Origin of the sequence: Emticicia sp., from assembly GCF_043780375.1 — a bacterium.
Taxonomy (GTDB): domain Bacteria; phylum Bacteroidota; class Bacteroidia; order Cytophagales; family Spirosomataceae; genus Emticicia.
On record NZ_JAYWCU010000276.1, the window covers coordinates 1 to 14,044 of the forward strand.

The following is a 14,044-nucleotide window of genomic DNA, read 5'->3' on the forward strand; positions in this document are numbered from 1 at the left end:
TTTCTGTCGGCACAGGTACGATAGCTTACATTATCAAAGCTGTAATAGGAGCATTACTTGTACTGGTAATTGTAGGAGTCGTAAAGCGGTGACAATTGAATAATAATTTTTGAAAACGGGTAAAGAATTTTGTTCTTTACCCGTTTTTGTTTGATGTATTAAAACGGATACCCAATCGCAAAATGAAAAACAGGATAATAATCATTGCCACGTCCAAATTTCAAATTATCAAGTACAAAACGGTCACCCGATTGGCGTGCTGGGTCAAAAACTTTTATACCCCAATCGAAGCGAGCAATAAAATAATCTAAGTCCAATCTAAGTCCTGCACCAGTTCCTACTGCAATTTCTTTATAAAACCTTGTCCAATCGAAGTTTGCTTGGTTATATTTTGTATCAATCTGGTACCATTTCCATACATTTCCTGCATCAACAAAAAAACCTGCATTCCAGTTACCAATAAACCTAAACATATATTTTCGGTACTCAATACTTGCTTCCAACAAAATATCACCAGGTTGTTGCGAAAAGCGGTTACCTATGGTAGTTCCTTGTGCCGAACCTGGGCCCAACGAACGAGGTCGCCATGCTCGAATACTATTTGCACCACCAATAAAAAAATTTTTCTCAAAAGGCATTGCTTGATTTTTGCCGTAGGGGTGAGCTACTCCCACATTGATACGATATGCCCAAGCATCTCGTCTATTGATTGGAAAATATTTTCGTAAATCAACATTCATTTTTATGAAGCGAAAATAGGCACGTTTGATGGTATCCAAAGGAAAAACCTTATCTATAAAATTGATTTTATCTTTATCAGGAAAAAAATTAAGCGTCGTGCCGCCCGATTCAACAAAGAAACGCAGATATCTTGCTTTAATATTTTTCCCCTGAATCTGATTGTTGAAAATGTAAGTTGCATTTATGCTAGATACGAATTGAGGGTCGAACAAAACTCTAAGATTCTGCTCAGTTTTCAAAACAGCATTAAAACTCGAATCTTTGTAAGGGGTATTGATCAGGTTAATATCGAAAGGAGAAATTAAAATCGTTTCATATTTTGACCTTTGCCAAGAATAGTTGCCAGTCAAACGAAAAACTTGTCTTTCAAATAGCCTTTGTTTTGAGTTATTATAACTCACCGCCAATTGTGTACGTGGGTTTTTGAGGCTCAATAAATTCGCAAATCGGTTTATAAATATAATTTTCGGGAAATTTATCGCCAAATTTGCTCCTAATTCTCGACTTCTTTGTGTAGTGGAGTCTAAACCTGGCTGACCTTCCAAATTGGCTCGAAGCCCTAATTCGGTGGTTTCCAAAATACGTAAAAGGTTTCTTGCCCGCAACGAGACACTTGCTCCACCACCCAAAATATTATTGATGTTATTGACATCAAAATTATATGCTGCCGTATATTTTGGATTTGTTGGAGCAATAATATCTGCTCGTAATTTGCTATCAGGTAATTGTGTAAAACGAACATTTGCAAAAGCAAACTGGTCGAGTCCGTACAATTGGCGGTTGGTTTCGTTGACTAATGAGGCTTTGAAAAGTTGATTTGGACGAACCAAAATCTTCTTATCTAATAGTTTAACAGGAAATTTCTTGCCAATAAATGTGTATTTAATACCATTCAGGCTATTTTCAGTTGTGTCAACATTTACCGACGACTCCGTTGAGGCATCGGCAGAAATAAAATGAATAGATTCTAAAAAAAATTGCTCATGCTGGTCTTTTTGAGGAGGATTTGAAACTTTTATTTTTAAATTTACACGATATTTTTTATTAATATTTATGGTGTCTATCTCTGCTAAAATATAGTTTTTTGCAATGAAATTAAAATAGCCATTGTCTTTCAATAAAGCTTCAATTCGGCTCTTTTCAAGTTCAATTTTATTAAAGTCAACATTTTCTGTTGTTTTAATAAAGCTATCTAAAAATGAGTTTCTAACTAGCGTATCCACTTTCAAGTCTTCAATTTCGTAGTTGATATTCTCAATAATATATGGATTTTTTTCATTGACCAAATAAGCAACATTCACTCTCCGATTAGCATTTTTGGTACTCCGTTTAGCATTCGCCGAGTCAATCTGGTAATTTACTTCATTATCGAAAAAACCTTTTCTAAATAGATATTTATTGAGGTTTTCGGAAGTACGTTTGATTGCACTTTCAGTGATTTTGGCAGGAGGTTCACCAACATTTTTCATCCACCAGTTTTCCCTTGTTTGAAGCCTTTCTTGAAAACTCAGTGCTTTGGTTTGGTATCTTTTGCGTTTTTTTTCAATTCTTAAATCAAAATTGGCTGTTGATGGCATAGCCTGTAATTTTGCATTCCATTTCTCGAAACGAGCTAAAATTTTATTTTCATTATAAAAACTTTTGCCAACATTATAAAACCAAACATAAGGAGTAAAGTACAGAATCCTGCGATTGGGCTTTTGAGTTGGGGGAATTAACAATTCAAGTTCTTCGGTTGAGATTTGTTTATTACCTTTGAATTCGAAACTTATCAGATGATACTCGTCACGCTCCAATTGCACCCGACGAGTACAAGACGATAGAAGTAAAATAAAGATGACGGTATAAATAATTTTACCACCGAGTTTTTTTCTCCGTGAAATACTATTATTTCGGTAACTCAGTGGCAAACTAAAAAAAATCATAAAAGATATGTTTTCAAAACAACAGCAAAAATACGTTCAATCCTTGCAAATAAAAAAATATCGGCAAGAACACCAACGATTTTTGGTAGAAGGAGCAAAAAGTGTAGTAGAATTATTGAATGCTGATTTTGAAATAGAGTTATTGTTATGCACTGAAAGGTTCTTTTTAGAAAACGAAAAAAAGCTTAAAAAAATATCGGTAGAACAAATTTCGCAGTCAGAACTCGAAAAATCGGGGACTTTACAAAGCAATGACGCAGCATTGGCAGTCGTAAAAATGCGTGAAAATAAGTTTTTAGTAGCAGACGAAAACGAGTTTGTTTTGATTTTAGATGATATTCGTGACCCAGGAAATTTAGGAACAATTTTACGAATTGCTGACTGGTATGGCATAAAAAAGGTGATTTGCTCCGAAAATACCGTAGATTTTTATAATCCAAAAGTAATTTCTGCTTCGATGGGGTCTTTTTCAAGAATCGATGTTTATTATTCTATAATTTCAGAATATATTGAAAATATAAATAAAAATGTTAATATTGAAATAATTGGAACTTTTTTAAATAGTGAAAATGTACATCGCTTTGAATTTCCAACCAACGGGTATATCGTTTTGGGAAATGAGTCAAAGGGCATTAGTGCAGAGGTTGAGAAATTTATTACGAAAAAAATCACAATTCCACGCTTTGGTCATGCCGAATCGTTGAATGTGGGTATTGCTACGGCTGTTGTTTTGGATAATTTAAAAAGGAGAGAATAAAAAACGACAAAAAAACAATTATAATTTATTTCAGATTTTCATGAAAATGAGCAGATGTTTTAGCTCTTAGCTCTTCAATTGTGGCATTGGGCATTAACCCAATCAGCTCCGCCAACACCTAAAAGTGGCTTGTTAGGTACTGACCAGTTCGCTAAATTGGCGGTTTCATCAACCTCCCTTGGTCATACGGCTCATAGATATTTATAGATTTCAAAACAAATAAATCCAAAAACTTTATCAAGTTAAAATATCAATTGAAAGGGCTTCATATTTTGTCAATAAAACATCTAAATCTTGTTTCATTTCTTGGGTCAAAACTCCTACTTTTCGGCGAGTTGTCAGAGAAATGTTTATGCCTCGTTTTTGTAAAATATATTTGGCACTAATTGGATAGCAAGCGTGCATAATATCCATATTTTCATTAAAGAATTGTTGTACTTTTATTACTTTGTTTAGTACGGTGTCATTATTGAAATTATTATAAAGCCAAACCACTAATTCTGGAAAATAATTGCCTTGAATACATGATAAACCCATTGCACCAGCTTGTAAAGAAGCGACCGCATTGACCATGTAAGCATCGTATAAACCAAAATTATAGGTTCTCCCAATGGCAATTCGTTCTTTAACCTTTTCAATTTCGAGCGATGTGTCTTTATGGTAAATTAATCTTCCTGTTGGTAATAAATTTTCCAGTATTTGCTTGGTTATCAGTCGTTTATAAGGTACTGGACATTCGTAAATCCCTAAAGGTATGTTGTTTGTCAACTTCATAAACTTGTGCATTCGAGCTAAAAATATTGCATCTGACTCATTATTAGTTACTAAAACACTGTTTATCACTATTACTGCATCAATACCTTTTGTATAAAGTTGGTTTGAAAAATCGGCCATTTCGGCTATCGTTCCACCCAATGTGCCAGTGGCTACAATTGGTACTCTTCCATTTGTTGTATTTACAACGGTTTCAACTAATTGCAGACGTTCTTTATTTGTCAATTCATACATTTCGCTAGAAAGACAATTGGCAAAAAGACCAGTTGCACCTGCTTGTATGTACATATCGGTTAGATGGGCAAGCCCTTCAAAATCAATGGTTTTATCGGCATTAAAAGGCGTTAGCATCACTGGGATAAAGCCTTTTGGTAGTTTTTTATTTATCATTTTTTAAAAAAAATCTATACGAACCAAATCCGACTAAAACAATAGTCAGCGTACCAACCACAACTGTTAATTTAGAGTCAAGTGGACTTTGAAACTGAAGGGGTAAACTATCTTTAAATGACATCCAGGCAATAACCACCACACCCACAATAGTTGCTATTTTGGCATGAATATTTTGAATTTTTTTGCTTAAATAACCTAATAAAAAGATACCCAACATTCCACCAGCAAAGATTCCTGAAAGTTTCCACCAAACATCCAAAAGACTTTTTACACCTATCATACTAATGCCAAAGATGATTCCTAAAATTCCCATTACAACCGTTGCTATATGCAAAACATTCAATTGTTTTTTAGCACTAATATCTTTTTTAATATAACGTAAGTAAATATCTTTCAAAAATACAGTTGCCGAGCTGTTCATGCCGCTACTCATAGTACTCATAGCGGCAGAGAGTAAAGCTGCCATCAATAAACCCAAAAGTCCAGTTGGAATTTGAGTTTTCATAAAAAAAGGTAATACTCTATCGCCGTAATCCGAGGGTTTTAACATATTTAAAGCAATGTTTTTTTCAATCGAAACTTGTTGCTTTAGTGCCTCAATAAGTTCAGGATATTGGCTGTAATAAACATAAAGGGCTGTGCCAATAAAGAAAAATAAAAACGAAACTGGTAAATAATAAAAAACACAAAGCCAAATACTATTCTTGGCTTCTTGAGCATTGCGAGCGGTATGATAACGTTGAATGTAATTTTGGTCAATGCCAAAATTGGTCAAATTTATAAAAAAACCATAAATAAGCACGACCCAGAAGGAACTCGTTGTAAAGTCAAAATTGAGGCTACCCAAACTAAACTTATCATCTCTTAGACCTACTTTTATGACTTCCGAAATACCAATTTTTGAAACTATTATGCCCAAAATTAATAATGCTCCCAATGTTTTGATAATGGCTTGAATAACTTCAGTCCAAATAACTGCTTCCATGCCTCCCAAAACTGTATAAAAAATAATGCAAAGACCCGCTACCACAATAATTAGCCTCATATCAAGTCCTGTCATGGCATTAAGTGTTAGGGCAATACCATAAAAAATAGTTCCCATCCGTGCCAATTGAGTCATAATAAAACAGACCATCACGTAGGTTCTTGCCCAAGCCCCAAAACGGTGTTCAAGGTGGGTGTAAGCACTTACTTCACCACTATTTCGATAAAAAGACACGAAAAATTTGGTCGAAACAATGGCTGCCAAAGGAATAGAAAGGCTAAATACAAAAGGATTCCAATTGCTACCAAAGGATTTGCCAGGATCACCTAAAAAAGTAATAGCACTTAAAAAAGTCGCATAAAAACTTAGTCCCAAAGCCCAACCAGGAATTTGCCCCGAAGCAGTTGTAAATTGCTCTGAACTCTTGTTTTTTTTTGAGAAATATATGCCAACCCCCACCATTAATAGTAAGTAAATGACAATGATAGTGATGTCGAGTATTGATAAATTCATTATTTGGTGGTTAGGGAACGTTTTATAAACTCAAAACCATGTGTTTGATTTTTGAGGTTTTTTTAAATAGTAAATAATTTGCGTGAATTCATCTTTGAAGGTCATTAAGCCCCAAGATAGGATTTAAAACATCAAAAAGTTTAATTTATTCTTTATTTATTTACACAACAAATCTATTATTTAGCGTTCATTCTTATTGCCCCATCTTAGTCTTTATGATTTAGGACAGCAAGGTGGAACAGAGACCGTTACGCTTCTGCAGTCTGAAATACCTTCACATAATCATCAGATGAAAAATACGATTGAGGATGCTGAATTAACAAATCCTTCGGGAGGGTCTATTGCAAAATCTACTGCGGCAGTTTATTCCACAACTGCTCTCAATACCACTATGTCGCCAAATACACTGAGTTTAACTGGAGGTAGTCAACCTCATAATAATATGATGCCATACCTAACATTTTATTTTAATATTGCTATGCAGGGAGTATTTCCGCCAAGACAATAAATTCACCCTATAAAGCAAGGTTAATTATTAAAATATGATAGTAGAAATTACCGATACATCTATTAGTCTTCGTCCTATTCAGGCCGAAGACCTTATGATTTTAAGTGAAATATATAGTAGTACTCGTGAAAAAGAACTGAAACAAGTAGTAGAGTGGAATGACGAACAAAAAAAAGCCTTTGTACTTCAACAGTTTATGGCTCAACACGAGTATTATCAAAAAAATTATATCGGAGCGGCTTTTTATGTCATTCAAAAAAATAAAGATTCTATTGGAAGGCTTTATATTCACGAAAACTTTCAAGAAAAAGGAGTTAGAATTATTGACATTGCTCTACTGTCGCAATGGCAAAACAGAGGCATCGGAAGTAGCATATTAAAAGACATTTTGGCAAAAGCCAGTACACTAAACAGGGCTGTAAGTATTCATGTTGAAACCTTCAATCCTGCCATGAAACTTTACAAGAAATTAGATTTTGAAAAAATTAGTGAAACAAACGGAGTATATCATTTATTAGAATGGAAACACAAGAATTAAAGCATGTATTAGACACTGATTTCGCACCATATTTGAATCAGAAACTAAACATTGGATTTTCTCAAGAAATCACTTTGTCTGCCGAATTGATTGCAGTAACCAAGTTGGGGGGATATTCTCCTTTAGAACGAAACCCATTTTCGATTGTGCTAAGAACCGAGCAAAAAACCGAGTATTATCAGCAAGGAACATATATTATTCAACACCCAAGCAAAGGTGAAATGCTAATTTTTTTAGTTCCTTTGGGTTTGGATAAAGAAGGAATGAAGTACGAAGCAATTTTTTCATGAAAAAAAAGAGTAAAACAATCTAACTATCGTTTACCATGAAATATTTTTATCCGCTTATCATCAGTCTATCATCTTTATTTTTGTGGTTTATCCCAAAAGACAAAGTTGATAGTACATCCAATATTTCGTATAACAAAACTACGAAGCCAATCCCTAAAAAAATAATAAACAAAAATCCTAAAAAGGTTTTAAAATCGGATAATGGTTTATCAATCGCATCATCCGCACAATGGCATGCCCCCATGGCTGCAACTATTACAGCAGTCAAAAGTGTAACCGTGCAAGGTGGAGGAAATGCTACCCTAGGCGGACAATTGAATTATTCGGTTATACTAAGTAATACTGCCTCTGGAGTTGCCAATAATGCTACAGCCGTTACTTTTACAGATATTCTCAATTCTAATCTTACGTTAGTAGCGGGTTCGGTAAAGGCTACTCCTATTGGAGTAGATGACGCCTATGACGTTATAGGAAACGTAGGAATTGTTGTTCCTCTTGCCAATGGTGTTTTAGCAAATGACGTAAGCCCTGATGGGACAGCCCTCACGGTTACTGTAACAACCAATGTTACGAAAGGAACTCTCGCTTTGGCTGCCGATGGGTCATTTACCTATACACCCAATGCTGGGACAAGTGGCACTGATAGTTTTGTTTATACAGTTACGAGTACAAATGGTACGACAAGTACTAATAATACCGTAACACTTACTGTTACTGCACCACTATGGTTTATAAATATTGCGGCAAGTTCAAATGGTAATGGTTCACTGGCTAGTCCATTCAAGGATTGGTCAGATTTTGCAACTTCTAATGCTTTATCAGGTACTGCGAATCCTGCGGCAAACCAAACCATTTTTGTTTATTCGGGTACATACTCAGGTGCAGCTACCCTCAAAACTGGGCAGAAAGTGATTGGTGCAGGAGCTTCAGTTAGTTTGGCAAGTTTTGCAGGTATTACGGTTCCGCTTTATTCAAATGCTTTACCAAATACAGGTGGCACTAAACCAAATCTGACAAGTGCAGGAAATACTATAACGCTTAATGCTAATAATATTCTGCGAGGTTTTGATATGGGAAATAGTGTAAAAGCTATTGTCGGCTCATCTTTTACGGCCTTAACAGCCTCCGAGATGGCATTAAACGGCAATGGTGCAGCATTAGATTTAACTACGGGAGCATTGACAGGAACTTTTACCAGTATTTCATCAACAGATGCTTCTTCCGTTGCCATATCGCTCACAGGTGTTACAGGTAGCCTTATCAGCTCAGGAGGAACAACGATTACAAACCCAACTGGAAGGGGAATTCAAATTCAGACTAACTCAACGCTTATTTCAAATTTTGGAAATACTTCAGTTACTGGTTCAGGTGGCATTGGTGTTTATATTAATTCAAGTAACCCTTCTACAACCTTTGGTTCATTAGCAATTAGCCCAGATGCTGGAGTACAGGCTTTGAGTTCAACCGCTAATAATGGCACATTCACTTGTACAAATGGAACTATTGCTGCTACTAATGCTATTGGAGCAGCCTTTAGTGGAATCAATAGTGGTTCAAAACAGACCATAAACGTTGTGCTAACAAGCCTGTCGGCAAGTGGTGCTGCTAATGGATTTACCATAGCTAACACAACTGGTTCATTTACAATTAATGGAACTGGCACGACGGGAGGTTCGGGCGGTACAATTTCAAATATTACAGCACGAGGAGCAGAATTTACAACCTGCACGAATATCACCCTCAAAAACATGAATTTTGTCAATGCCAATACTACAGATGGAGCGGCTTTCTCAACAACAGATATTTCTGGGAGTAATGCAGCCATTTATTATAATGGCGTAAATGGCGTAAGTTTAGATAATATACAGATGAATACCACTACTGGAAATGTAAATGCACAGAATGGTATCACGTTAAACAATGTTACTACGTTTAATTTAGCCAATAGTACCATTACTCGCTGCGGCACTGGTGTTGAAGAAGCCTGTATAATGGCGGTGAATACTGCTGGTACTTGTACAATTAGTAATTCTACTATTTCGAAGGCATCTCGTTGTGTCAGATTTACTAATAACAGCACCAATATGACTTTAAAAGTTACGGGTTCGAGTTTTAATGATACTCGTACTTATATTGACCCTGTTACACCAACTCCAGATACACAACTGAACCCACAAGGGCAGTCTGGTATTTTGTTTGAAGGCTTTGGAAGTTCGTTGATGAGTTTAGATGTAAAAAGCTCTTGTAATTTTTTGAGAATAGCAACGGTTGGTGTAGATGCAATTGCTTCGGATAATGCAGTGGTAAGTGCCGATGTGCAGGGTAGTAACTTCAATTCAACAAATACTAATTTAACTTCTGGAGAAGATGTAGGTTCAGGGGTACACGTACAATCTGGGGTTAATGGTTATGTAAAATTCAATATTATAAATAATACCATTATAGGCCGTGGGGGAGATTTGATTAATGTAGGAGCCACTGGCACAAGTGGTAGAATGGAAGGCACCATTCAAGGGAATACAATCAATTATAGATTTATTAGTTCTATTAACAATAATGCAGGTCAAGGTATAGGTGTAGTTCATGCCAGTAATAATACAAATAGTCGAGTTAGAATTGACAATAATACCATTACCAATATTGCAGGTACTACTGGAATATCGGCACTTGTGAATGCAGGAACAGGGGGGCGAGCAGATATTATTTGTACAAATAATAATATCACATTAATTACAACTAATTATGGGAGTTCAAATAATATGCCACCACCCAATTATGCAATTTTGATGACTTCAGTAACGCCATCTGGGCTTACAGCTTCAACTATTTGTTCGAAAGTGGCAAATAATACAGCAAATGCAGGGTTGGCAGGCATAGCAAGAATCAGAGTTGCAACTGCGACTGATATTCATCTGGTTGAAGGATCTGGAATCGGCTCAGATAATATTAATAATTTAGAAACAATTTGGAATAATCTTCGAACAACGGCGACTATTGCTGCTGCTGGGCAAATTGTTAAAAGTGGTACAGGAATACTTACTTTGTCGGCAGTGGGAACTTGTGCCTCACCAACAAACGGGCTTTTGAATTTAAGAATTGCTGCACCAGAATTTGCACAAAATTCTGATAATTCAGACCCAAGTAATCAAAATGGTAGAATAGCACTAACAGATACCTCTAAACAAAAAACAACTGAAATAACAGCGAAAGAACTTAGTGAAGAAACAAAAGAAGAGAAAACTCAATCTACTGTAGAATTAAGTACACTCGCCAAACAAAATTCAGTAGCAAGTACCCAATCTGGCGAAACAATTACAGTAAATGGTACTGCAAATGCAGGTTTTACTTTACCTGCTGGCAAAAGTACAACCATTACATTCAGTGCTACCGTAAGCAGTTCACCAACAACTTGTGCTATTACTAATCAAGCAAGTGTTTCGGGTACTGGTTTTTCAACCGTAAATTCAAATACAACAACAACCAATATTGTTGTTTCAGCACCATCACCTGTTTTACCAAGTTCAGCTACTCAAATTTGTAACGGACAGTCCGTTTCACTCGTTGCCACATGTTCAAGTGGCACTGTTCAGTGGTATAATGCTGCTGCCACAGCTACGCTTTTGGGAACATCTGCTTCTTTAGGCACATTTACTCAATCACCAACCACAAACACAACTTATCAAGCTGCTTGTTTGGTAGGAGGTTGTGAAAGTGCCAGAACAAATACTGGTTTAATAACGGTTAATCCCTTACCAGTACCAAACCCATCAAGTAATTCGCCAGTTTGCACGGGGAAAACTTTAAATTTGAGTTCAGCACTTAGTTCAACTTATAGTTGGTCGGGTCCTAACTCATTTACTTCGTCTATTCAAAACCCCACCATCCCATCTGTTACAAATTTGGCACAAGGGACGTATTCAATAACACAAACAACTTCTTTTGGTTGTACGGCATCGGCAACTGTGGCTGTTTTAATTAATACCAGTCCAGACGCAACAATTTCTGCTACCCCAAATCCAGTTTGCCAAAATGCAACTTTAAGTTTATCTGCGGCGGCTGGAGCAACTACCTATCTTTGGAGTGGAAATGGAATTGTAGCAGCCAATGCAAATACAACAACTGCCGTACCGACGAGTACGGGTAACCAAACTTATAGTTTAACAGTTACAAATTCAAATGGGTGTACAGCAACAGCTATAATATCTGTAACAGTTAATGCTTCACCTAATGCTACTATAACAACGGTTACGCCAAACCCTGTATGTCTGAATACTACGCTAAATTTAGGGGTGGCAAGTGCTGGAGCAGGAGCTACTTATAGTTGGACTGGCAGCGGAGTTGTGGCTGCAAATGCCAATACAACTACTGCTGTACCTACGGCTTCGGGTAGTCAAACTTATGGCGTTACTGTTACAAATTCGTTAGGATGCTCGGCAACAGCAACCGCTTCGGTGACTGTCAATTCAACGGCAGCACCAACAAGTCCTGTTTCAAGTCCTGCCAGTCGAACCACAGTCGGGACAGTCACTCTTACGGCTACTGGATGTTTATCGCCATCAACGATTACATGGTATGATTTAGCAAATAGTACTGTTGCATTACCAAATAACACTCCTAATATTTCAGCAACCCGAACTTTCTTTGCAAGATGTACAGGTACAAACACTTGTGTAAGCCAACCAAGTACAAATGTTACAGTTACATATAATCCATGTACTCCATTAGGTGCATCGCCCGGAAATGTAGATATTACTTGGACAGGCTTTGTAGATACAGACTGGAATAGTGCCTGTAACTGGAATCCTGCTTGGGTGCCTGATTTGAGCAATGCGAGGGTAATTATTCCAAATATGACAAATAAACCCATTATTTCAGGAACAGTTTCTGATGTAAAAGTGATTGAAATTCAAACAAGTGCTTTATTAACTTTAAATAGTGGTGGGACTTTAAACGTAAGAGGTGATGGTGGAACTAACAAAGGTATTTGGATAAATAAGGGAACATTGACTAACAACAATGGTGGTACAATAAATATTCAATCAAGTGCAAATACTGCTATAAATGCTTACATTTATTTATCAACTGACAATGCAACTGGTGCGACTTTCAATAATAATGGTACTGTAACGATTAATAGTACCGACGAAGCAATAGGAGTTGGTATTGTAGGAACACAAGCGGCAAATATTAATAACAATGCAACAGGTCTCATCAATATTACCAATGGAATTGGTATAGAAGTAAATGCTCCAACTGATATTTTAACATTTAATAATGCTGGAATAATCAATTATAATGGGTCGGTTTTAGCTTTAAAGTTTCTTGGAACTACCAACTTAATTAATTCTGGAACAATTAATGTTAATTCGGGAACTGGTATTGAAAACCCAAGTGGTTCGAATATTACTAATTCTTCATGTGGAAAAATACTCATGACTACTGGCTCTTATACTAATGGAGGAACTACTACCAATACTGGTTTAATCCAAATGCCAAATACTTTAAACTTCACGAACACAGGTACATTTACCAATAGTGGTGTTTTGAAAGCAAATAGTGTTTCGGGTATCACCAATAATAAAATGGTAATCACAAACGCTTGTCCGATATTTACATTAGGTGGTAGTAATAATTATACAGTTAGTGGTATTTTTACTGATGCTGGAGCAACAACTTCGGCAGGAACTTATACCTCGGTTGGCAATAAATTTACTGCAAACAATACTATTCCAACGGGTATACAAACACTTTACGCCAGAGTAAGTGATGGCACTTGTACTTTTACTGTCCCTTTTGATTTTAACAATGTATTACCAACGGCTGTTTCTGTCAATAATACATCCGTTTGTGAAGGAACATCTGTAACGCTTTCTGCAACTTGTTCCAGTGGAACAATTACTTGGTACACAGCGGCATCAGGTACGAGTATAGCCATTGGTACAGGCACAGGCTTAACGACAATTCCATCAGAAAATACTACTTATTATGCCACTTGTGAAGCAACTAATTGTGTAAGTGGAAGGGTTGCCACTAGTACGGTTACTGTCAATCCGAAGCCTAACCCTCCAACAGTAATTCCATCTGAAATTCTAGTCGTTTGTTCGCCGTCAACACAGACCCTTACTGCAAGTGAGTGTGCGGGTACGGTTACGTGGTCGAATGGAACTTCTGGTACAAGCCTGACACTTTCAGCGGTTGGTACATATTCAATTACAGCAACTTGTACTTTCAATGGTTGTACATCCGACCCTAGTTCGGCCGTGACTGGGCTTGAAATTAAAGCTAAACCGGCGGCTCCAACTATTACGCCACCTGTAAGCCTTTCGGTTTGTTCGCCATCAATATTGACACTTTCTGCATCAGGATGTGCAGGAACAATTACTTGGTCGAATGGAACTTCTGGTACAAGTTTGACACTTTCAAGCATTGGTACTTATGCCATAACAGCAATTTGTACGGTCAATGGTTGTACGTCTGATCCAAGTTCGGCCGTTACTGGTCTTGAAATTAAAGCTAAACCTGCGGCTCCAACAATAACTCCACCTGTAACTTTAGTCGTTTGTTCGCCTTCAACACTGACACTTTCTGCAAGTGGATGTGCGGGAACAATTACTTGGTCG

General features: G+C 36.8%; 8 protein-coding genes and 1 pseudogene. 5 read left to right on the forward strand and 4 right to left on the reverse strand.

Going from position 1 to position 14,044, the window contains the following annotated elements:
* Nucleotides 1–158 precede the first annotated feature (158 nt).
* Nucleotides 159–2,666: a BamA/TamA family outer membrane protein gene (locus ACH2CJ_RS20225; RefSeq protein ID WP_394995929.1), complete on the reverse strand. Its 2,508-nt coding sequence runs from the start codon at nt 2,664–2,666 to the stop codon at nt 159–161.
* A gap of 7 nt (nt 2,667–2,673) precedes the next feature.
* Between ACH2CJ_RS20225 and ACH2CJ_RS20230 the strand changes: the two genes are divergently transcribed.
* Nucleotides 2,674–3,423, forward strand: a complete 750-nt coding sequence (locus tag ACH2CJ_RS20230; protein WP_394995931.1) for an RNA methyltransferase — start codon at nt 2,674–2,676, stop codon at nt 3,421–3,423.
* Nucleotides 3,424–3,527: 104 nt separating this feature from the next.
* Here ACH2CJ_RS20230 and ACH2CJ_RS20235 read toward each other — a convergent pair.
* The 3 genes and pseudogenes from ACH2CJ_RS20235 to ACH2CJ_RS20245 form a co-directional block, all read right to left on the reverse strand.
* Nucleotides 3,528–3,599 (reverse strand): annotated as a pseudogene (locus tag ACH2CJ_RS20235) (succinyl-CoA--3-ketoacid-CoA transferase); the annotation flags it as partial.
* A 61-nt stretch (nt 3,600–3,660) separates the two neighbouring features.
* Entirely contained in the window at nt 3,661–4,587 is a 927-nt protein-coding gene (locus ACH2CJ_RS20240) for a dihydrodipicolinate synthase family protein (RefSeq protein WP_394995933.1), read from the reverse strand.
* On the reverse strand, nt 4,577–6,088 hold the full coding sequence (locus ACH2CJ_RS20245) for a sodium:solute symporter (RefSeq protein ID WP_394995936.1): 1,512 nt from the start codon (nt 6,086–6,088) through the stop codon (nt 4,577–4,579). The genes ACH2CJ_RS20240 and ACH2CJ_RS20245 overlap by 11 nt, the downstream gene beginning before the upstream one ends.
* Before the next feature lie 196 nt (nt 6,089–6,284).
* Between ACH2CJ_RS20245 and ACH2CJ_RS20250 the strand changes: the two genes are divergently transcribed.
* The 4 genes from ACH2CJ_RS20250 to ACH2CJ_RS20265 all read left to right on the forward strand — a co-directional run.
* Nucleotides 6,285–6,596 carry a phage tail protein gene (locus ACH2CJ_RS20250; protein ID WP_394995939.1) on the forward strand — a complete coding sequence of 104 codons (312 nt, stop codon included), beginning with the start codon at nt 6,285–6,287 and terminating at the stop codon, nt 6,594–6,596.
* Between the two features lie 34 nt (nt 6,597–6,630).
* Nucleotides 6,631–7,134, forward strand: a complete 504-nt coding sequence (locus ACH2CJ_RS20255) for a GNAT family N-acetyltransferase (protein WP_394995941.1) — start codon at nt 6,631–6,633, stop codon at nt 7,132–7,134.
* On the forward strand, nt 7,116–7,424 hold the full coding sequence (locus ACH2CJ_RS20260) for a DUF6916 family protein (RefSeq protein ID WP_394995943.1): 309 nt from the start codon (nt 7,116–7,118) through the stop codon (nt 7,422–7,424). The genes ACH2CJ_RS20255 and ACH2CJ_RS20260 overlap by 19 nt, the downstream gene beginning before the upstream one ends.
* 35 nt (nt 7,425–7,459) lie before the next feature.
* On the forward strand, nt 7,460–14,044 hold a 6,585-nt coding region (locus ACH2CJ_RS20265; RefSeq protein WP_394995945.1), incomplete at its 3' end, for an Ig-like domain-containing protein.

Excerpts from the sequence above, each read along its gene's own strand:
- ACH2CJ_RS20255 (WP_394995941.1), top strand. The coding sequence starts at position 6,631 with ATGATAGTAGAAATTACCGATACATCTATTAGTCTTCGTCCTATTCAG.
- ACH2CJ_RS20240 (WP_394995933.1), bottom strand. The coding sequence starts at position 4,587 with ATGATAAATAAAAAACTACCAAAAGGCTTTATCCCAGTGATGCTAACG.
- ACH2CJ_RS20230 (WP_394995931.1), top strand. The coding sequence starts at position 2,674 with ATGTTTTCAAAACAACAGCAAAAATACGTTCAATCCTTGCAAATAAAA.
- ACH2CJ_RS20260 (WP_394995943.1), top strand. The coding sequence starts at position 7,116 with ATGGAAACACAAGAATTAAAGCATGTATTAGACACTGATTTCGCACCA.
- ACH2CJ_RS20245 (WP_394995936.1), bottom strand. The coding sequence starts at position 6,088 with ATGAATTTATCAATACTCGACATCACTATCATTGTCATTTACTTACTA.
- ACH2CJ_RS20225 (WP_394995929.1), bottom strand. The coding sequence starts at position 2,666 with ATGATTTTTTTTAGTTTGCCACTGAGTTACCGAAATAATAGTATTTCA.